Annotated in this window: 18 protein-coding genes; 4 read left to right on the forward strand and 14 right to left on the reverse strand. The window is 65.8% G+C overall.

Annotation, left to right across the window (positions count from 1 at the left end):
• The first annotated feature begins 54 nt into the window (after positions 1-54).
• Entirely contained in the window at positions 55-363 is a 309-nt protein-coding gene (locus HTUR_RS08460; protein WP_012942903.1) for a CGCGG family putative rSAM-modified RiPP protein, read from the forward strand.
• A gap of 7 nt (positions 364-370) precedes the next feature.
• Here the strand turns inward: HTUR_RS08460 and HTUR_RS08465 are convergent, their stop codons facing one another.
• From HTUR_RS08465 to HTUR_RS08475, 3 genes are all read right to left on the reverse strand, one after another.
• On the reverse strand, positions 371-1,594 hold the full coding sequence (locus HTUR_RS08465) for a sensor histidine kinase (RefSeq protein ID WP_012942904.1): 1,224 nt from the start codon (positions 1,592-1,594) through the stop codon (positions 371-373).
• Between the two features lie 84 nt (positions 1,595-1,678).
• On the reverse strand, positions 1,679-2,896 hold the full coding sequence (locus HTUR_RS08470; protein ID WP_012942905.1) for a TIGR04347 family pseudo-SAM/SPASM protein: 1,218 nt from the start codon (positions 2,894-2,896) through the stop codon (positions 1,679-1,681).
• Positions 2,893-3,273 (reverse strand): Htur_1727 family rSAM-partnered candidate RiPP, encoded by a 381-nt coding sequence (locus HTUR_RS08475; RefSeq protein WP_012942906.1) that lies wholly within the window; start codon positions 3,271-3,273, stop codon positions 2,893-2,895. The genes HTUR_RS08470 and HTUR_RS08475 overlap by 4 nt, the downstream gene beginning before the upstream one ends.
• 150 nt (positions 3,274-3,423) lie before the next feature.
• Between HTUR_RS08475 and HTUR_RS08480 the strand changes: the two genes are divergently transcribed.
• Entirely contained in the window at positions 3,424-4,566 is a 1,143-nt protein-coding gene (locus HTUR_RS08480; RefSeq protein ID WP_012942907.1) for a TIGR04053 family radical SAM/SPASM domain-containing protein, read from the forward strand.
• 710 nt (positions 4,567-5,276) lie between these two features.
• On the opposite strand, the gene HTUR_RS08485 is transcribed toward HTUR_RS08480, so the two are convergent.
• The 7 genes from HTUR_RS08485 to HTUR_RS08515 form a co-directional block, all read right to left on the reverse strand.
• Entirely contained in the window at positions 5,277-7,109 is a 1,833-nt protein-coding gene (locus tag HTUR_RS08485) for an acetyl-CoA carboxylase biotin carboxylase subunit (protein ID WP_012942908.1), read from the reverse strand.
• Between the two features lie 423 nt (positions 7,110-7,532).
• Entirely contained in the window at positions 7,533-8,366 is an 834-nt protein-coding gene (locus HTUR_RS08490; RefSeq protein ID WP_012942909.1) for a carbon-nitrogen family hydrolase, read from the reverse strand.
• Entirely contained in the window at positions 8,363-8,809 is a 447-nt protein-coding gene (locus HTUR_RS08495; RefSeq protein ID WP_012942910.1) for an SRPBCC family protein, read from the reverse strand. Before HTUR_RS08495 ends, HTUR_RS08490 begins: the two co-directional genes overlap by 4 nt.
• Before the next feature lie 101 nt (positions 8,810-8,910).
• Positions 8,911-9,135, reverse strand: coding sequence for a DUF7123 family protein (locus HTUR_RS08500; RefSeq protein ID WP_008895392.1), 225 nt, complete (start codon positions 9,133-9,135; stop codon positions 8,911-8,913).
• 93 nt (positions 9,136-9,228) lie between these two features.
• Positions 9,229-9,417, reverse strand: a complete 189-nt coding sequence (locus HTUR_RS08505; protein ID WP_008895391.1) for a DUF7525 family protein — start codon at positions 9,415-9,417, stop codon at positions 9,229-9,231.
• Between the two features lie 141 nt (positions 9,418-9,558).
• Positions 9,559-9,924, reverse strand: coding sequence for a hypothetical protein (locus HTUR_RS08510; protein ID WP_012942911.1), 366 nt, complete (start codon positions 9,922-9,924; stop codon positions 9,559-9,561).
• Between the two features lie 3 nt (positions 9,925-9,927).
• On the reverse strand, positions 9,928-11,472 hold the full coding sequence (locus HTUR_RS08515; protein ID WP_049941853.1) for an acyl-CoA carboxylase subunit beta: 1,545 nt from the start codon (positions 11,470-11,472) through the stop codon (positions 9,928-9,930).
• A gap of 225 nt (positions 11,473-11,697) precedes the next feature.
• Here HTUR_RS08515 and HTUR_RS08520 point away from each other — a divergent pair, with 225 nt between their 5' ends.
• Positions 11,698-12,975, forward strand: a complete 1,278-nt coding sequence (locus tag HTUR_RS08520) for an ABC transporter substrate-binding protein (protein ID WP_012942913.1) — start codon at positions 11,698-11,700, stop codon at positions 12,973-12,975.
• A gap of 105 nt (positions 12,976-13,080) precedes the next feature.
• On the opposite strand, the gene HTUR_RS08525 is transcribed toward HTUR_RS08520, so the two are convergent.
• The 4 genes from HTUR_RS08525 to HTUR_RS08540 are packed head-to-tail and all read right to left on the reverse strand — an operon-like array spanning position 13,081 to position 17,073.
• Positions 13,081-13,785, reverse strand: coding sequence for an ABC transporter ATP-binding protein (locus HTUR_RS08525; protein ID WP_012942914.1), 705 nt, complete (start codon positions 13,783-13,785; stop codon positions 13,081-13,083).
• Positions 13,785-14,585 (reverse strand): ABC transporter ATP-binding protein, encoded by an 801-nt coding sequence (locus HTUR_RS08530; RefSeq protein ID WP_226377498.1) that lies wholly within the window; start codon positions 14,583-14,585, stop codon positions 13,785-13,787. Before HTUR_RS08530 ends, HTUR_RS08525 begins: the two co-directional genes overlap by 1 nt.
• A 29-nt stretch (positions 14,586-14,614) precedes the next feature.
• Entirely contained in the window at positions 14,615-15,964 is a 1,350-nt protein-coding gene (locus HTUR_RS08535) for a branched-chain amino acid ABC transporter permease (RefSeq protein ID WP_012942916.1), read from the reverse strand.
• Positions 15,961-17,073 (reverse strand): branched-chain amino acid ABC transporter permease, encoded by a 1,113-nt coding sequence (locus HTUR_RS08540; RefSeq protein ID WP_012942917.1) that lies wholly within the window; start codon positions 17,071-17,073, stop codon positions 15,961-15,963. The genes HTUR_RS08535 and HTUR_RS08540 overlap by 4 nt, the downstream gene beginning before the upstream one ends.
• Positions 17,074-17,370: 297 nt before the next feature.
• Here HTUR_RS08540 and HTUR_RS08545 point away from each other — a divergent pair, with 297 nt between their 5' ends.
• A complete protein-coding gene (locus HTUR_RS08545; RefSeq protein ID WP_012942918.1) occupies positions 17,371-18,711 on the forward strand; it encodes a sodium-dependent transporter in 1,341 nt (446 codons plus the stop codon).
• Positions 18,712-18,827 lie beyond the last annotated feature (116 nt).

Raw genomic sequence — 18,827 nt, forward strand, 5'->3', positions numbered from 1 at the left:
GGACCGAACGAGTTCGTCTCAGCCCTTACGTCCGCTCGAGTCCGACGAACGCGTATGCGCAACAGTAGTGCGGATCCCGACATCGAGCCCGTCACCCGCCGCGAACACGACGTCTCGTGGTCGGCGAACCTCGAGAAACCCCGCCACGCGGCCGACCGCGACCTCGTCGTCTCGCAGGCCGAAGACGCGGTCGAAGCGACCGCCGCGGGTACCCACGTCAACCTCGTCACGCACGGCGACCACGGCCGGCCCGAGAACTATCTCTGGGACGAACTCGAGGCCGCGTTCGAGGGGATCGACCTCGAGTACGTCGATCGCTGTGGCTGCGGCGGCCACGTGACGCGAGTGCACGTCAGCGAGTGAATCGTGGTCACGTCGACGGCGTCCGAGCGGATCGGCCGTCGGTACTCGGTTTCTCGGTCCGCGACCGCGGAATCGCGACGGAAAACGTCGAGCCCTCGCCGGGTTCGGAGTCGACGCGAATCTCACCGCCGTGACGCTCGACGATGCGTTTGCAAACCGCCAGTCCGATCCCTGAGCCGACGCTTTCCTCGACCGAGTGGAGCCGCTGGAAGAGCGCGAAGATCCGGTCGGTGTCCGCGGGATCGATTCCGATCCCCTCGTCGCGGACCGAAATCACCCACTCGGAGTCGATCTCCGCCGCCGACACGGCCACGCGTGGCGGGTCGTCGCCGCTGTACTCGAGGGCGTTCGACAGCAGGTTCTGGAACACCTGCCGCAGTTGGCCGGCGTCGCCGGTCACCGTCGGGAGCGGGTCGCGAGCGATCGCGGCGTCGGTCTCCTCGATCCGAAGCTGGAGATCGGTGAGCACGTCGTCGAGGACCGCCTCGAGATCGACGGGTTCGAACGGATCGCCCTGCGTCTCGACCCGCGAGTACTCGAGTAAGCCGTCGATCATCGCGCGCATGCGGTCGGCGCCGTCGACCGCGAACTCGATGAACTCCCGGCCGTCCTCGTCTAACTCGTCCGCGTACCGGCGCTCGATCAACTGGAGGTAGCTCGAGACCATCCGCAGGGGCTCTTGCAGGTCGTGGCTGGCCGCGTAGGCGAACTCCTCGAGGCGTTCGTTCGAGGCCTCGAGCAGAGCGTTGGCGCGCTCGAGCTGCGCCTTGGTCGCCTCCAGTTCGTCGTTGCGCCGCTCGACGGCGTGTTTCTCCTGCAGTTCCTCGTTCTGTCGCTCGAGCGTTCGGGAGTGGGTGATCGCGCGGGCCTCGTGGACGCCGACGGCCAGCCCGACGATCGACCCGGTCGCGACCGACGCCGTCTGCGTGCTAACGGTGAACGTCACGTCGACGTCGGGATCGGCCGCGCGCAGTGCGATCAGGCCGACCATCACCGCGATTCCGCCGACGATCCACGCGGCGATCCGCGGATGGAGGTCGGCGTCGATATCGGTCCCCGGGAGCCAGACGCCGACGGACAGCAGTACCAGCCCCGGGGCGCTGATCAGGAAGACGTCGAGCACTGTCTCGAGGACGGTCCCGCCGTCGGCGAGCGTCGCGGCCGCGGTGGCGAGCGCGACGACAACGAGGACGAGCCCGGCTACGGTGATTACGCGGTGCCAACGGACCATCGTCGACGGTAGGAGACCCGACAGCATCAACGGTGTGGATAGCGGGGCTGAACGTCGCGAAACGGAGAGTATTGCCGTCGGCGCTCAGTCGGCGGCGCCGCCCGCGACCGATCCCGGGTGCTCGCCGCGGATCTCCTCGTCCCGGAGGTAACACTGCGGGTCCGGCGCGAACAGGTCCCCCGTCGTCGCGAGCGCGCGCAGCCGCGACGCGCCCCGACAGATCGACTTATATCGACAGTCCGCACACTTCCCGGTGAGCCGGTCTTCGCGCTCGCGCAGCGCCGACAGCAGCGGGTTCGACTCATCCTCCCAGATCTCGCCGAACGGCCGGTCGCGGACGTTGCCCAGGCTGTAGCCCTGCCAGAACTGCGTCGGATGGACGTTGCCCGCGTAGTCGACGTCGGCGATCCGCTCGCCAGTCGGATCGCCGCCGTTTCGCTCGAGGTAGTCGTAGACCGCTCGCGCCTTCGCCTCGCCGAACTCCTCGCGGGCGTACTCGACGAGGAAGGCGGCATCGGCGTAGTTGCCCACGAGCAGGGTCTCGATCTCCTCGCCGCGGTCGTGGTACTCGATCGTGAGGTCGGCGACCTGCTCGATGGCCTCGCGTTTCTCCTGCGGGGAGAGGTCGACGTCGACGATTTCGGCGCCGCGGCCGCCGTAATCGAGGTGGTAGAAACAGAACCGGTCCAGCCCCTTCTCGACCAGCAGGTCCACCACCCCCTCCAGGTCCGGGGCGTTGGCCTCAGTGATCGTGTACCGCAGGCCCGTCTTGAGGCCGACGTCAAGACAGTTCTCGATGCCGCGGACGGCGGCCTCGAACGCGCCGTCCTTGCCGCGGAACTCGTCGTTGCGGTCGGGCAGGCCGTCGACGGAGATGCCGGCGTACTGCAGGCCCGCTTCGTTGAGCGCCTCGGCCTTCTCCCGCGTCAGCAGGGTCCCGTTCGAGGAGAGCACCGGGCGCAGGCCGAGATCGGCGGCGTAGTCGACCAGTTCGGTCAGGTCGTCACGAACGAGCGGTTCGCCCCCCGAGAAGAGGATGACGGGCGCGCCGAAATCGGCCACCCCCTCGAGGAAGGTCTTCGCCTCGCGCGTCGAGAACTCGCTGGGGGCCGCCTTGAGATCGGCGCCGGCGTAGCAGTGCGAGCAGTAGAGGTTGCACCGCCGCGTGGCGTTCCAGACGACGACCGGCCGGCGCTGTTTCTCCTCGGTGATCTGGGGCTTCGAGGAGCCGTCGGCCGCGTCGTAGCGCAGTCCGTCCCCCTCGGCGTCGAGATCACAGAGGAGTTTACTGATCGAGATCACAGGCTGTTCACCTCCGAGGCGCCGGCGGTTTCCTTGTAAACGCGCGGTTCTCCGTCATCGCCCTCGCGGTCATCGTCTCCGTCACCGTCGTCGGCATCGGTACCGTCGCCATCGTCGTCGGATCGCTCGGCCTCGGACTCGAGGCCGCGCGTCGAGTACCGCCCGACCGCGTCGGCCGGGCAGAGCCAGACGTCGACGGCGTACCAGCCGAACAGCCGCGAGGCGTGTTCGTGGGCCTCGCTCTCGCTGCCGGCCGCCACGCTGCCGACGTGTCGCAGCGGATCGCCGGGCTCCTCGCGCAGGAACACTTCCCACTGTCGCGTCGGGTTCCCCCGTTCGTCGGCCTCGACCCGATCGCGTCGTGCTTTCTCGACCATACCGGCTCGTAGGAACCGGTGCCGTAGAACCGTCCCTCAAACTCCCAGGCCGTGGGAACACCTGCCTGCGCCGCCGAATCCGTTCGTCGTCGTTCCCGCCGGCCGGGAAGTCCGGCGACCTTTTCGACCGTTTGGCGCCGACTCCCGATAATGCGCCCCGGCACTCTCGATACGTCCGACCGACCGATGGTCCTCATCTGGGAACTCACCCAGGCCTGCGGGCTGGCCTGCGATCACTGTCGGGCCGACGCCCGGCCGAACCGCCACCCCGACGAGCTCCCGACCGCCGAGGGGAAACGCCTGCTCGAGGACGCCGCCGAGTTCGGCGACGGCCAACTGGTCGTCCTCTCGGGCGGCGACCCCCTCGTGCGCGACGATGTCGAGGAGTTGATCGCCCACGGCGACGACCTGGGACTTCGGATGACGATCACGCCGAGCGGCACCGGCTCGCTGACCGCCGACCGCATTCGGGCGATGGCCGACGCCGGGCTCAAGCGGATGGCCGTCAGCATCGACGGCGCCACCCCCGAGAGCCACGACGAGTTCCGCGGCGAAACCGGCAGCTTCGAGGAGACCATCCGCGCCGTCGAGGACGCGAAGGCGGCGGGACTGCCTGTCCAAGTCAACACGACGGTCTGTCGCCAGACGGTCGGCGAACTCCCCGAAATCCGGGACCTCCTGCGGGAAATCGGCGCCGTGATGTGGAGCGTCTTCTTTCTCGTTCCCATCGGCCGCGGCCGGATCTTAGAGCCGATCAATCCCGACGAGGCCGACGCCGTGATGGCCTGGCTCGACGAGGTCAGCGACGAGGAGCCGTTCGGGCTCAAGACGACCGAGGCGCCCCACTACCGGCGCGTTTCGATGCAACGACAGCGCGCTCGAGCGGACGAGAACGGCAAAGACGATGGCAGCGACGGCGGACCACCCGCGCAGGGAATCAAGCGCCGCGGCGGGATCGTCGCCGGGGACGGCTTCGCCTTCGTGAGCCACACCGGCGAGGTCTTCCCCTCCGGCTTCCTGCCGGAATCCGCCGGGAACGTCCGGCAACGACCCGTTACCGAACTCTACCGCGAGTCGGAGCTCTTCCGAAACCTTCGCGACCGCGATACCCTCACCGGCAAGTGCGGAGCCTGTCCGTACCGCCACGTCTGCGGCGGGAGTCGCTCGCGGGCGTTCGCGACGACCGGCGACCCGTTCGCGAGCGACCCGCTCTGTCCGTACGTTCCCGACGACTACGACGGGCCGCTCCCGTGGGACGGCGACAATGAGTGGGACACTGCAGTCGGGGACTGACCTCGAGTCGGCAGCCGGCGGCGAGTCGTCGCCACACCGGTTCCGTTCGGCGCAGGCGCATATTCTAATACGGAGAGGGTATCAGAGAACTGGTCTCATACCCACTACGCGGGCATCCTGATTCGATAAGTACAGGGAACGAACTGTTTCCGCCTCGGGTTCGCCTCAGCGAACCACTCGGCGCAAAAACGTCGATGAAAAAGGCCGACGGTTCGGCCTTCGACCTCACCGTCGGTGAACCGCTCGCTTCGCTCGCGGATGCACAGTGTTCGATACGCACATCTACGTATCGGTCAATTCACCACCGGAGTGAGTGTGATAAAACCGAGAGAGGAATTCTATGACACCCTCGTACGGAGCCGAGGTTCGAAACCGAAAAAACCGGAGCCGCGGGCGAAAGCCCAATGACTGACCAGAGTCCGTCGGATTCGGGCACCACCCCGAACCGACGTGGCTCCACGCCGCGAGTCGTCCGGCTCGAGACCGTATCGACGCGCTGACCGTTCCGTCGCCGATCCGGTCGCGCGGTCCCGGTACGGGAGCGGTCCCGAACGCGTCGGAGCCGCGCGTGGGACCGTTCCGATGGCGGCTACTTGGCGGTTCGTCCGCACATATTCACCGATGTCGTACGGGGTCGACACCCTCGAGCGAGCGACGGCGTCGCCGCTGCCCGATCTCGAGGCGAAAACGGAAAAGTCGACCGCGCGGGCTTACTCGAGGACGACCAGCGTATCGCCCATATCGACGCTCTGGTCTTCCTCGACGGCGATCTCGGTGACAGTGCCGCCCTTGGAGGCGACGATGTCGTTTTCCATCTTCATCGCCTCGAGGACGACCAGCACGTCGCCGGCGGCGACCTCGTCGCCGACCTCGACCGTGACGTCGAGGATGGTGCCCTGCATCTCGGCGTCGACGGTCTCGCCGCTGCCCTCGAGTTCGTCGCCGCCGCTGGAGCCGCCGCCGGGTTGTGGCCGTTCGGCCTGTCCGCCGCCGACGTCGACGTCGCCGGCCGGGATGGCTGGCGCGCCGTGTTCCTCGAGTTCGACCTCGAAGCGCTTCCCGTTGACCTCGACGGTGAACTCGCGTTCGACGGACTCCTCGTCGTCGCCGGCTCCGTCGCCGGTGTCGCCGCCCCACTGTTCCTGGGCCTCCTCGATGCGGGTCTCGTCGAGTTCCTCGTCTAGGTACTTCGTCGTGTGCGTGCTCGCGACGAACTCCTCGTCGGTGAGCATCAGCCGGTGGAACGGGATGATCGTCGGGATCCCCTCGATCTCGTACTCTCGCAGCGCGCGCAGCGAGCGCTCGATACACTCGTCGCGGTCCTCGCCCCAGACGACCAGTTTCGCGATCATCGAGTCGTAGTCGGTGACGAGGTCGTCGCCCTGCCGCAGGGCGTCGTCGAGTCGGACGCCGATCCCGCCCGGCGGGTCGTAGGTCTCGAGGGTTCCGCCAGTCGCGGGCGCGAAGTCCTCGGCCGCGTTCTCGGCGTTGATCCGGAACTCCATCGCGTGGCCGTCGATGTCGACGTCGTCCTGTGCGAAGTCGATCTCCTCGCCGGCGGCGACCTGAATCTGGCGCTTGACGATGTCGATCCCGGTGATCTCCTCGGTGACCGTGTGCTCGACCTGGATCCGCGTGTTGACCTCGAGGAAGTAGAAGTTCGCGTCGGGACCGAGCAGTTCGCCCGCCTCGCGGTCCTCCTCTTCGACGAGGAACTCGACGGTGCCGGCGTTGGTGTAGTCGGCCGCAGCGACGCCGCGGCGGGCGGCCTCGCCGATCTTCTCGCGGAGTTCGTCCGAGAGGGCAGCCGACGGCCCCTCCTCGATGACCTTCTGGTGACGGCGCTGGAGCGAACAGTCCCGCTCGCCGAGATGGCGGACGTTACCGTGTTCGTCGGCCAGAATCTGGACCTCGATGTGACGGGGTTGCTCGAGGTAGCGCTCGAGGTAGACCGAATCGTTATCGAAGTAGGCCTCGCCCTCGCGCTGGGCGCTCTCGAGTTGGTCCTCGACTTCGCTTTCCTCCCAGACGACCTTCATCCCGCGGCCGCCGCCGCCGCCCTCGGCCTTGATGGCGATCGGGTAGCCGTGTTCTTCGCCGAACTCTTTGACCGCTTCCGGATCGGTGACGGGGTCCGTGGTCCCGGGGACGATCGGCACGTCGGCCTCGCGCATGATCGTGCGGGCCTTGGTCTTCTCGCCCAGCGACTCCATCGCCGAACTCGAGGGACCGATCCAGGTGATGCCCTCCGCCTCCTCGACCTTGCCCGCGAACTCGGCGTTCTCCGCGAGGAAGCCGTAGCCGGGGTGGATGGCGTCGGCGTCGGCTTTCCGGGCGGCCTCGATGACGGCCTCGTGATCGAGATACGAGTCGGCCGCGCGGGCCGGCCCCACGTTGTACGCCTCGTCGGCGTAGCGGACGTGTCCCGAGTCCTTGTCGGCCTCGGAGTAGACGGCGACGGTCCCGATGTTCAACTCCTCGCACGCGCGCATCACTCGAACCGCGATCTCCCCGCGGTTCGCCACGAGAACCTTCCGAAACATTCCTGATTAAACCACATGCGAACCCGCTACGTTACTTTTTCGCAATGGGTCGTATATTGACGAGAGTCCGCGAAAACGACGGGTGTCGCCGCCGAACGCGGCGCTTCTCGGGCGAAAAGTACCGAAAGGGACGTGGACGAGGGAGAGGCGGACGCGGGCGAGAGGTGCTCGTTCCCGGGAACGAGCATGCGACGGGCCGGAGCGACGCGCAGTTGCCGGTCGTGACGTGAAAAGCGCCGTAAACCGGCATCCGGACAAATGCCGTGACGGAATAAAAAGTCAGCGGTCGCCGAACCATCTCCGATCGAATACGTCACGAAACGTGATGACTCGAGCAACCACGTTGCCGAGAGCGGGTCTACTCCGTGAGGAACGAAGTGCGTACCGAGCGACGAACTGTCGTCCGCGACGGCACAACCTCCGTTACAGGCGTCGGTCCCGCAGCGCCGGAAACTCCTCGCGAATCCGGTCGACCGCGCCGAGGTCGAGGTCGGCGACGACCAGCGTCGGATCGTCGCCGCTCGAGGCCAGGGTCGTCCCCCACGGGTCGTAAACGGTCGAGCGACCGAGCAGCGTCGCGTCTTCGTCAGGGAACCGACCCGAGCCGTTGATCGTCGCGACGAAGGCCTGATTCTCGATCGCCCGCGCGCGCGAAAGCGTTTCCCAGTGTTCGATCCGCGGGTAGGGCCACGCGCTCGGGACGAGGACCAGTTCCGCGCCGGCGTCGATCAGCCGCCGGTACAGTTCCGGAAACCGCAGGTCGTAACAGGTCGTCGCGCCGACGGGGACGCCGGCGACGGTCGCCGTCTCGATGCGCTCGCCGGGGACGAGCAGCTCCGACTCGGCCGACTGGTAGCCGAAGAGGTGGTGTTTCCGGTAGACCAGTTGCAACCCGCCGTCGGCGTCGAACAGCGCCGCGGTGTTGGCGAGCCCCTCCTCGGCCGGGGTGTCGGCGGTCTCGGTGGCCGCGAGGTCCTCGACGATACTCCCCGCCAGGACTGCGATCTCGTGGTCCGCCGCGGCCTCGCGAAGTCGCGTGAGCGTCTCCCCCTCGAGGGGTTCGGCGAGACGGTTGTAACTGTCGAACGCGAAGTAGCCGACGTTGAACAGCTCCGGGAGCGCGACGAGGTCGGCGCCCCGCTCGGCGGCACGGGAAATCGCCTCGAGCGCCCGCTCGACGTTTTCGTCGACCGCGGTCGGTTCGACCTCGAGTTGGGCGAGCGCGAGTCTGAGCGTCTCGTCGGTCCCCCCGGTCATGGTTCCTCGGAGGGCGACGACCGCAGGTCTCGCTCGAGCGCCCGCTGGAGGTTCCGGAGCTCGTCGTCCAGATTGCGCTTGAAGAACTTCTCGACGCCCGGTAGTTTACCGTCGACGATGAAGCGGTTCTCGAGGCGGGTGCCGTCGTCGGTCTCGACGATCTCGTGTTCGCCGGTGACGTCCATCACTTTCGAGTTGCCGACGAACTTGACGTACGACGGCGGCTCGCGCGTGACGTCCTCGGTCTCGACGGCGATCGTTTTCCGGACGAGCGGGATCGGGAGCTCGACGTGCCAGGTGACCCGTCGGGCCTCCGAGTCCTCGACGGTGTACCGCTGGACCACGCTGATCGCCCGGGCCCGGTTCTCCGGATCGGCGATGAACTCCCAGACGCGCTCGGGCGAGGCGGCGAGTTCGAACGAGCGGTCGACGCGTACAGTCATGGCACTACGTGGGACAGTCGGTAATAAAAAGACCGCGGACCGGGAGTCAGCCGTCGTCTGGGTCGACTCCCGCTCCCGACGCGAGCGGGCCGCGGGCGAGGTCAACTGAGGGAGACTTTCCAGGTCGTCGACCGAGCACGTCCCCATTTCTCGATGTCGACGTCGTCTGATTTCTCCGCCAGATGGGGGAGTCGCACGCCGACCTGTTTCGACGAGAGTCCGATCGCGTCCGCGATGTTCTTCGCCCGGAAGTACTGTTCGCCTCGGGCGGCACTCTCCCGGAGGTACGAGAGAATTCGCTGCTCTTCGTCGGAGTAATCGGTCATCGTCCGTATCTCTTCGTAGGGCGTCAGTGCTCTTAACTGTTAACGGTTGTTTCGGTCTCGATCGCCCTCGAGACGCCCCCGACTCGAGTGCGATCAGTCCCAGTAGAGGTGGATGCCGACGACGGCGAGCGCGCTAAAACCAATCGCTGCAGCGAATCCCCAGGCGGCGGTGACGTCCGGCGCGCCGGTAAACATCACCAGCGCACCGATCGTCGCGACCGCGCCGAGTGCGAGCGCCAGTCCAACACCCATGTCCGTCGTTGACTCGGTTTCCGTGGCCATGCCAGGGATTTGCGTATGGGGTCTCTTAAGCGCACTCATTCAGCGTCGACGAAACGAACGGCGAGTCGCGTTCGCGGCAAACGATGTCGCTCTCGAGGGGCGGACGAACGGAGGGGCGGCGGCCAGAACCGATCATAACGGTCAGAACCGGTCGGTGCGACCGGCGGCCGTCCACGGATCGGTCGGCGCCTCTCGCGGGACGCGGACGGTCCGGTGTTGCTGGGAGCGGATACGACCGGCGAAGGACCAGCGTCTGTCGTCCCAGGTCTCTTCGCCGTTGGCCGCGGCAGCCGCCGCCGCGAGCGCCTGATCGTGGAGGTGGGCGCCGATCGCGGCCGCGATCGCCGCGGTCTCCTCGTCGCTCGCATCGTCGGGAACGTCGAGTTCGACGTCCGAGAGGAGATCCTCTGCATCGGGCACCGCGTCTGCGGTCGCGGCGTCGCCCGACGCTGCGGTCGTGTCGGCCGGCCCCTCCTCGAACTCGACGTTCGACTGGTTGGCGGTCATTGCTTACAGCGGGATATTGCCGTGTTTCTTGTCCGGGTTCTGTTCGCGTTTGGTCTCGAGCATCTCGAGATCGTCGATCAGCCGCGGCCGCGTCTCGGTGGGAACGATGACGTCGTCCAAGAACCCTTTATCCGTTGCAGTGTACGGGTTGGCGAACTCCTCGCGGTACTCCTCGATGAGTTCGTCCCGGAGCTCGTCGGGGTTGTCGGACTCCTTGAGCTCTTCCCGATAGAGGATGTTGACCGCGCCCTGGGGCCCCATGACCGCGATCTCGGCGGTCGGCCAGGCGTAGTTGACGTCGGCGCCGAGGTTCTTGGATGCCATGACGCAGTAGGCGCCGCCGTAGGCCTTCCGTGTGATCACGGTGAGCAGGGGGACGGTCGCTTCCGCGTACGCGTAGAGAAGCTTCGCGCCGTGACGGATGATCCCGCGGTGTTCCTGATCGGTGCCGGGCATGTAGCCCGGGACGTCGACGAAGGTGACGATGGGGATGTTAAAGGAGTCACAGAAGCGGATGAACCGCGACCCCTTCATCGAGGAGTCGACGGTGAGCGTGCCGGCGTTGACGCGGGGCTGGTTGGCGACGAGGCCGACCGAGCGCCCGTCGAGGCGGCCGAAACCGACGACGATTTCCTTGGCGAAGTTGCCCGCCACTTCGAAGAACGAGCCCTCGTCGACGACGCTGTCGATGACGTCGACCATGTCGTAGGGCTTCTGGGGGCTCGGCGGGACGATCGACTTGAGTTCCTCGTCGCGCCGATCGGGGTCGTCCCACGGCTCGACGCGGGGCGGGTCTTCCATGTTGTTCTGCGGGAGGTAGGAGAGCAGGCGCTTGATGTCGTCCAAGGCCTGTTCCTCGCTCTCGCAGGCGAACTGGGCGACGCCGGTCTTACCGGCGTGGGTCATCGCGCCGCCGAGCTCCTCGTGGGTGACCTCCTCGCCGGTGACGGTCTTGGTGACGCCGGGCCCGGTGATGTACATGTGGCTCGTGTCCTTCACCATGAAGATGAAGTCGGTGATCGACGGCGAGTACACCGCGCCGCCGGCGCAGGGCCCCATGATGGAGGAGATCTGGGGGACGACGCCGCTGGCTTCCTGATTGCGCCGGAAGATCTCCGTGAATCCGGCCAGACTCTTGACCCCCTCCTGAATTCGGGCGCCGGCGGAGTCGTTGAGCCCGACGACGGGCGCGCCGACCTCCATCGCCATGTCCATGACCTTGCAGATCTTCTCGGCGAAGACCTCGCCGAGCGAGCCGCCGAAGACGGTGAAGTCGTGGGCGAAGACGAAGGTGGTCCGCCCGTTGACCTCGCCGTAACCCGTGACGACGCCGTCGCCGGGGATCTTCTTCTCCTCCATCCCAAACTGGCTCGTCTGGTGGGTTCGAAGCTGATCGAACTCCGTGAAGGTGCCCTCGTCGAGGAAGTAGTCGATCCGCTCCCGAGCGGTCATCTTCCCCTTGTCGTGTTGCTTCTCGATACGGGCCTCGCCGCCGCCCAGTTCGGCCTCCGCGCGGAGGTCCTGGAGTTCGTCGATGCGGTCTTCCATCGTCATTGTTGATGAACCCTCCCGCTCATTGCCCGAGGAAACGACCACATCCCCCAAAAACGTTCGGTAAATCTGAGTGATATCCCGCCGACGGTGTGCGAAATTATGCCACAATGGTCCGGTTACGCTTACCGTCGGCTTCGGTGACCCGTGAACGGACGCGATCGTCGCCGCGGACTCGTTGCGGCACAAACATCTATATAGGATACCTTGTCACTATTACCCATGGTACGGCAAGTCAAACGGAGGTGGGTACTTAGTGGGATCGGTAGTGCAGGTGCGATCGGTCTCGCCGGATGTATCGGCGACGAAGGGGCCGTCGAAGGAGGCGGCCCGGCCGTCCTGAACATCATCGGCTACCCGGAGAGCGGCATTCAGATCTTCCGGGACTTCTACGCCGACTTCGACACCGGGACGGAGATCATCGTTCCCGACGGCCTGCAGGACGGCGATCTCCCCGACGAAGTCGGGAACGACATGACGAACGTCACCGGCACCGCGCCGGCGTCCCAGGGCCCGCACGAAGACGCCTTCGCAGAGCTCTACGAGGACGAGTACGGCGAATCACCGGGCGTGTTCACCTCGCACACGTTCGACGCCGTCGCGGTGTGTACCCTCGCGAACGTCGCGGCCGGCGAGAACGACGGCCAGACGATCCGAGATCAGATGCGCCGGGTCGCGAACCCCGGCGGCGACGAGTACGGACCCGGCGAACTCCAGGAGGCCGCCGAAGCCGCCGCGGCCGGCGACGAGATCACCTATCAGGGCGCTTCGAGCGCGGTCGACTTCGACGACGTCGGCGACCCCGCGGAGGCCGCCTACGACGTCTGGGGGTTCAGCGACGGTGACATCGAAACGGTCGATACGATCACTTTCGAGGGGGACGGCCCCGGCGGCGAGATGGCCGACGAGTCGCCCGGCGGGACCGGTCGCGACGTGATGGTCGCGATGTTGCTCCCCGAGACGGGGGACCTCGGCGAACTCGGCACCCCGATGATCGACGCCGGCCGCCTGGCCATTCAACGGATGGAGGGAGTCGACCTCACGTTCGATCTGCAGGTCGAGGACACGGAGACCGACGAGGACACGACCCTCAGCAACGGCGGGGCGCTCATCGACGCAGGGTATCCCGCGATCGTCGGCGCCGCGTCGTCCGGCAACTCCGTCCCGCTGGTCGGCGAGACCAGCAGCGCGGGCGTCGTCCAGTGTTCGCCGGCCAGTACGGCGCTGTCCCTGTCGAACGTCGAGGATGACGGCTACTTCTTCCGGACCGCGCCGAGCGACCTGCTGCAAGGGCAGGTGATGGCGGAGGTCTCCGCGAATCGCCTTGAGGCGGACCAGGTGGCCACGCTGTACGTCAACAACGACTACGGGCAGCAACTCTCGGAGCAGTACGTCGAGTCCTTCGAGAACGATCAGGACGGCGAGGCGCTCAACGAGGTCTCGTTCGAGCCCGGACAGGGCACGTACACCGGCGAACTCGAGTCCGCACTGGCCGAGTAGTAACGCGGCGCCGCGGTGGCCGGTCACGACCGGACTCCTCTTTCGTCGCCCGCCGATACGCGTCGATACCTCCCGACGACCGCCGAGTCGCGCGCGGACCGCGAGCTACCCGCCGAGGAACTGCTGGCGGACCTCGTCGTCGTTCAGCAGAACCTCGCCGGCGTCCTCGTATCGGTTCGATCCCTGAACGAGGACGTAGCCCCGGTCGCAGCGGCGCAGCGCCTCCTTCGCGTTCTGTTCGACGACCAGGACGGCGGTGCCGCTGGCGTTGATCGCGTTGACATGGTCGAACATCTCGTCGACGAGGTCGGGGGCCAAGCCCGCGCTGGGTTCGTCGAGCAACAACAGGTCGGGATCGAGCATCAGCGCGCGCCCCATCGCGACCATCTGCTGTTGGCCGCCGCTCATCGAGCCCGCCTTCTGATCCTGTCGCTCGCGTAGTACGGGAAACTGATCGAATACGCTCTCGAGTGCCGCCTCCGGTACCTCGTCGAGGATGTACGCGCCCATCTCGAGGTTCTCGCGGACCGTCAGTGACGGGAAGACGTTGTCGTTCTGGGGAACGTAGCCGATTCCCTCGTGGATGATTTCGTCGGGCGAGCGGCCGGTGATGTCCCCCCCTTTGAACTCGACCGTCCCCCCCATGTACGTCGTCAGTCCGAAGACGGACTTCATGGCCGTCGACTTCCCGGCGCCGTTGGGGCCGACGATGACCACGTACTCGTCTTCGGCCACCTCGAGATCGACGCCGTGCAGGATCTGCAAGTCCCCGTAGCCGGCGTCGAGGTCAGTGACGTCGAGCATCGCCATCAGACCTCACCTCCGAGATAGGCCTCGATGACCCGCTCATTCGAGGTGATCGCTCCGGGGGCCCCCTCGGCCAGGACCGATCCCTGATGCATGACGATGACGCGCTCGCAGTTCTCCATGATGAGGTCCATGTCGTGTTCGACGATCAGGAACGTGTACCCCTCCTCGCGGAGGTCGTGGACGTGCTCGAGCAGCTTCTTCTCGAGCGTGGGGTTGACGCCCGCGAACGGCTCGTCGAGCAGGAGCATCTCCGGGTCGGTCATCAACGCGCGCGCCAGCTCGAGGAGCTTCCGCTGGCCGCCCGAGAGGGTCCCCGCTTTCTCCTCCGCGAGGTGCTGAATCTCGAAGAACTCGAGGGAGTCCCATACGCGCTCTAAGAGTTCGCGCTCCTCTCGGACGACTTCTCGGCGGGTGACCGGCAACACCGATCGCCAGAGCGCTTCGCCCCGCTGGCGCTTCGCCGGCAGCATCAGGTTCTCGAGGACCGTCATGTTCGCCATCTCGCGGGCGATCTGGAACGTCCGAACGAGCCCGTATTCGGCGCACTGGTAGGGCCTGATGCCCGTGATGTCCTCTCCCTGGAACGTCACCGTTCCGGCGTCGGGTTCGTGGATCCCCGTGATGCAGTTGAACGTCGTCGACTTCCCGGCGCCGTTGGGACCGATCAGTCCGGTCATCGATCCCGACTCGACTTCGAACGTCGCGCCGTCGACGGCCGTGATCCCGCCGAAGCGCTTGACCAGGCCGTCGACGGCCAACTCGACGTCGTCCGTCGGTCGATCCGGGCTCTCGCTCGTCAGGGAGCCGGTCGGTTCGGCGGTCGTATCGCTCACTGGGAATCACCGCCGTGATCGGAATCTGTCCCTCCGGGACGGGGTCCGGCACCGGTCTCGGCGGCGGGTCGATCCGTCAGGGGGATCGCCGCCGCCGTCTCCTCCCGATGGCCGAGCAGCCCGTCGGGCCGTCGATGCATGAGGAGGACGAGCGCGACGCCCATCAGCACGAACTGCAGCGTCAGGAACTCGTCGAAGGTGTAGCGCAGGAACGGCGCCGGGTTCGCCGAGAGCAGCGGCGCCACGGCGCCGGCGAACGTGTTCGGCGCGTCGCCGACCGTGATGACCTCCTCGATCAGGCGGCGCACGTAGCGTGGTCCCTCGAACAGCACCGCGACGAAGAGCCCGGAGCCGAGGACGCTGCCGGTGTTCGAACCGGCGCCACCGATTATCAGCGCGATCCAGATGTAGAACGTGACGTGCGGTCGGAACGCCGTCGGCGTCACGCCGGTACGGCGGACCCGCCAGAGGATGCCGGCCAAGCCCATCAGGGCACAGCCGAGCACGAACACCTTGATCTTGAATCGGTTCGTGTTCTTCCCGAGCGATTGGGCGGCCTCTTCGTCCTCGCGGATCGCTTTGAGGACGCGTCCGAACGGCGACCGACTGGTCCGCTGGATGAGCCAATAGAACCCGATCAGGACGAGCACGAGCACGATCGAATAGACCAGCGCCCGCGCCTGCGTCGGCCCAAATCCGAACAGGGCGTTCGTGAGGTCGACGAACGAGGAGAACGCCTCGAGCTCGAAGATGACGTTCATCGGATCGCCGTAGTTTCGAGTGAGACCGCGACCGCCGCCGGTCCCCAGTTCGGCCCCGAGAACGCTGAACTGCTGGGCCATACCCGAGGTGAGCCCCAGCCGGACGATCTCCGCGAAGGCGATCGTCGTGATCGCGAAGTAGTCGGCCCGGAGGCGCAACGCGGGGATCGCGACGACGAGGCCCGCCAGGCCGGCGGCGACGACGCCGCCGGCGATCGCGATCGGCATCGGGAGCCCGAGCCCCGGGTACTGTGCGGCGCCGGTCGGATCGACCGGTTTCGCCAGCATCATCGTCACGTACAGACCGATCGCCATGAACCCCGCGACGCCGATGTTGAACAGACCGGTGTACCCCCAGTGGAGGTTCAGCGCCAGCGTGACCATCCCGTAGACGGCGATCAGATAGGTCATCCGCCGCAAGGTGTTGACGATCCCGTCGAGGGAGTAGCCGAGCGCGAGTCCGATCGCCGCGTAGACGAGATAGATCGCCGCGAAGGCCACGAAGATCTTCACGGCGTCCCGCTCCCAGAGCGCTTCCAATTGGGTCCGTTCGTCCGTCGCGTTCGCGGTCGTATTCGCGCTCATGCCGTCGTCTTCCCTCCGAAGAGTCCGGACGGTCTGATCAGCAGGACGAGGATCATCAGCAGGAACGCGGTGATCGTCGTGAAGTCACCGCCGGGGAGCCAGATCATCGACATGTGCATGCCGACGCCGATGACTAGACCGCCGAAGATGGCCCCGTAGATCGAGCCGATCCCGCCGAGGATCACGGCCGCGAAGATCAGCAACAGCAGCAACCACCCGAACTGCCAGTCGATGGTCCCCGTCCACAACACCATGAGATAGCCCGCGGTGCCGGCGAGTCCGCCGCCGATCATCCAGGTCCACCGGATCACCCGTTCGGTCGGGATGCCGGTGACGAGGGCCAGGTCGCGGTTGTCCGACATCGCTCGCATCGCTTTCCCGAGTTTCGTCCGCTGGAGCAGGAAGTGAACGCCGAGCATCAACGTGACCGCGGCGACGATCAACGTCGCGTCGTGGGCGCCGATCGACACGTAGCCGTCGACCAGTAGGAAATCGACGGACGGTACGCTCGCGGTCGTGCCACGCGTGCTGCTCGAGTAGACGAACACGAGGACGTACCGGAGCGCGAACGCCACGCCGACACTCGTGATCAGCAGCGGAATACCGCCCGATCCGCGGACCGGTTTGAAAGCGAATCGGTCGATCAGCAGCACGAAAAGCGCCGTCGCGACGCCGGCTACGAGTAGGCCGGCGAGGACGGCGATCGGCGTCGCGGTGATCGCGACGTCGAGTTGCGCTCCGGAGACCTCGCGCTGAGGTGCGACGAGGACGAGCGGACCGACGCTCGCAACGCCCCAACCAGCGACGAGGTACGTGACTCCCCACCCGAAAAACGCCCCCGTCGTCACGTAGTCCCCGTGAGCGAAGTTCGCGAAGTTGAGGATGCTGTAGGTCATCGAGAGCCCGATCCCGGCTAGCCCGATGATCAGCCCGTAGAGAATACCTTCCGTCACGTATCGGGCGACACGTGAGATGCTGTACGTCCCGCTCGCGAGGCCGAGAATCAGGTCCCCCAGCAACGCCACGGCACCGATCCCCACGACCAGTAGCAGGAGCTGCTCGGACGAGAGACTTCGACCCCGATCGACCGCCTCATCTACTGTAGACATGCACAGGCCTCCGTACGAGTCGATACTTTCAGCGTACCGTGTTATACGTTATGGAGGACCTTGATAATGTATGCCAATCCGACGGCGAATAAGACAATTTCCTTACAGATATACACGTGAGAAAACGTTCGAGAGGGTCCGCGGTCGGTGTTTCCCCGCTACTGCCCTAGATGCAGGCCTGTCGAAGTGTTCACCGCCAATTTCACGATTTATTATGAAGATTGTTCATTATCAGCGATGATAAATTCGGACTGCGAATGTAAGTCTTTAGGACCCCGGGGGGCAGTCGCATAACGTATGGCACAACGTGAATCATGGGCAACGCGAGCAGGGTTCATCCTCGCTGCGGTCGGGAGCGCAGTGGGGCTCGGAAACATCTGGCGATTCCCGTATCAAGTCGGAGAATACGGCGGCGCAGCGTTTCTCGTCGTCTATCTCCTGTTGGTCGCACTGATTGGATTCCCGGTAATGCTGGTCGAATTTACGATCGGGCGACGCACAGAACGCAATCCCGTCGGGGCGCTCAAACAGATCGGTGAAGGTGCGTGGACGAAAGTCGGATGGGTGTTCGTTCTCGCCGGATTCGTCATTCTGTCGTACTACAGCGTCGTCGCCGGCTGGATTCTCCGGTACACGGCTATCGGACTGCAGGGCAATTACGCGGCCGGCGGTGCCGGCGCACAGTTCATGTCGGTCGCCGGTGGGATGGATTCTGTCGTGACCCACGCCATCTTCATGGCTGCCATCGTCACCGTCGTCGCGTTCGGCATCCAGCAGGGTATCGAGTTCTCCGTGAAGCTCATGGTCCCCGCGATCATCGCGCTACTGATCGGCCTGGCGGTGTACGCCGGAACGCTCTCCGGTGCCGGAGAAGCGTACGCGTACTACCTCTCTCCCGATCTGGGAACGATCGCGGCGAACTGGACCGAGATCCTCCCCGCGGCGGCCGCACAGGCGTTCTTCACGCTGTCGCTCGGGATGGGCGTGATGATCACCTACGCGTCGTATCTCGGCGAAGACCGGAATCTCGCCAAGGACGGTACCATCATCGTCGCGCTCGACACGGCGATCGCGTTTACCGCCGGTCTGGTCGCGTTTCCGGTGCTCTACACCGCCGAGTTGACGGACGTCGCCGCCGGACCGAGTTTCATCTTCGTCAGCCTCGCCCAAGCCTTCAGTAACATTCCGTTCGGCGGGATCATCGGCGCCATCTTCTTCGCCATCGTCACGATCGCCGCGCTCTCGAGTGCGATCAGCATCATGGAAGTCGTGGTCTCGTACCTGATCGACGAACACGGGGTCGACCGCCTCCCGGCGACGATCGCGCTCGGCGTCGTGATCTTCGTCGTCGGTCTCCCGGTCGCCTACGAGCCGGAGGGGCTGAACTGGCTCGTCGTGTACGACGGGTTCGCCAATTCGATTCTGCTCATCCTCGGCGGCCTGCTGCTCGCCATCTACATCGGATGGGTCGCGACCGACCTCGGAATCGAGGAACTCGGCAAAGGTATTCACAATCTCGGATCGTGGGGAATGGTCTGGATCTGGACGCTCCGAGTGCCGGTCATCATCGTGCTGCTCATCGTCCTCACGCAGAACACGATCGGCTACTACGAGAGCCTCGTCGGTATCTTCGGCTGAGCGGCGACCGGCCGCCGAGCCGCTTCGGTATCGACGTCTACAGTTTTCAGAACTAGTGACCGTGCGTGCGCCGCTCGCATCGAGCGATTGCCGTTCGCGGCAGTGTCGGATCGATG

Source organism: Haloterrigena turkmenica DSM 5511, assembly GCF_000025325.1.
GTDB classification, from domain to species: domain Archaea; phylum Halobacteriota; class Halobacteria; order Halobacteriales; family Natrialbaceae; genus Haloterrigena; species Haloterrigena turkmenica.

Excerpts from the sequence above, each read along its gene's own strand:
- HTUR_RS08460 (WP_012942903.1), top strand. The coding sequence starts at position 55 with ATGCGCAACAGTAGTGCGGATCCCGACATCGAGCCCGTCACCCGCCGC.
- HTUR_RS08465 (WP_012942904.1), bottom strand. The coding sequence starts at position 1,594 with ATGGTCCGTTGGCACCGCGTAATCACCGTAGCCGGGCTCGTCCTCGTT.
- HTUR_RS08475 (WP_012942906.1), bottom strand. The coding sequence starts at position 3,273 with ATGGTCGAGAAAGCACGACGCGATCGGGTCGAGGCCGACGAACGGGGG.
- HTUR_RS08480 (WP_012942907.1), top strand. The coding sequence starts at position 3,424 with ATGCGCCCCGGCACTCTCGATACGTCCGACCGACCGATGGTCCTCATC.
- HTUR_RS08485 (WP_012942908.1), bottom strand. The coding sequence starts at position 7,109 with ATGTTTCGGAAGGTTCTCGTGGCGAACCGCGGGGAGATCGCGGTTCGA.
- HTUR_RS08490 (WP_012942909.1), bottom strand. The coding sequence starts at position 8,366 with ATGACCGGGGGGACCGACGAGACGCTCAGACTCGCGCTCGCCCAACTC.
- HTUR_RS08495 (WP_012942910.1), bottom strand. The coding sequence starts at position 8,809 with ATGACTGTACGCGTCGACCGCTCGTTCGAACTCGCCGCCTCGCCCGAG.
- HTUR_RS08500 (WP_008895392.1), bottom strand. The coding sequence starts at position 9,135 with ATGACCGATTACTCCGACGAAGAGCAGCGAATTCTCTCGTACCTCCGG.
- HTUR_RS08505 (WP_008895391.1), bottom strand. The coding sequence starts at position 9,417 with ATGGCCACGGAAACCGAGTCAACGACGGACATGGGTGTTGGACTGGCG.
- HTUR_RS08510 (WP_012942911.1), bottom strand. The coding sequence starts at position 9,924 with ATGACCGCCAACCAGTCGAACGTCGAGTTCGAGGAGGGGCCGGCCGAC.
- HTUR_RS08515 (WP_049941853.1), bottom strand. The coding sequence starts at position 11,472 with ATGGAAGACCGCATCGACGAACTCCAGGACCTCCGCGCGGAGGCCGAA.
- HTUR_RS08520 (WP_012942913.1), top strand. The coding sequence starts at position 11,698 with ATGGTACGGCAAGTCAAACGGAGGTGGGTACTTAGTGGGATCGGTAGT.
- HTUR_RS08525 (WP_012942914.1), bottom strand. The coding sequence starts at position 13,785 with ATGGCGATGCTCGACGTCACTGACCTCGACGCCGGCTACGGGGACTTG.
- HTUR_RS08535 (WP_012942916.1), bottom strand. The coding sequence starts at position 15,964 with ATGAGCGCGAATACGACCGCGAACGCGACGGACGAACGGACCCAATTG.
- HTUR_RS08540 (WP_012942917.1), bottom strand. The coding sequence starts at position 17,073 with ATGTCTACAGTAGATGAGGCGGTCGATCGGGGTCGAAGTCTCTCGTCC.
- HTUR_RS08545 (WP_012942918.1), top strand. The coding sequence starts at position 17,371 with ATGGCACAACGTGAATCATGGGCAACGCGAGCAGGGTTCATCCTCGCT.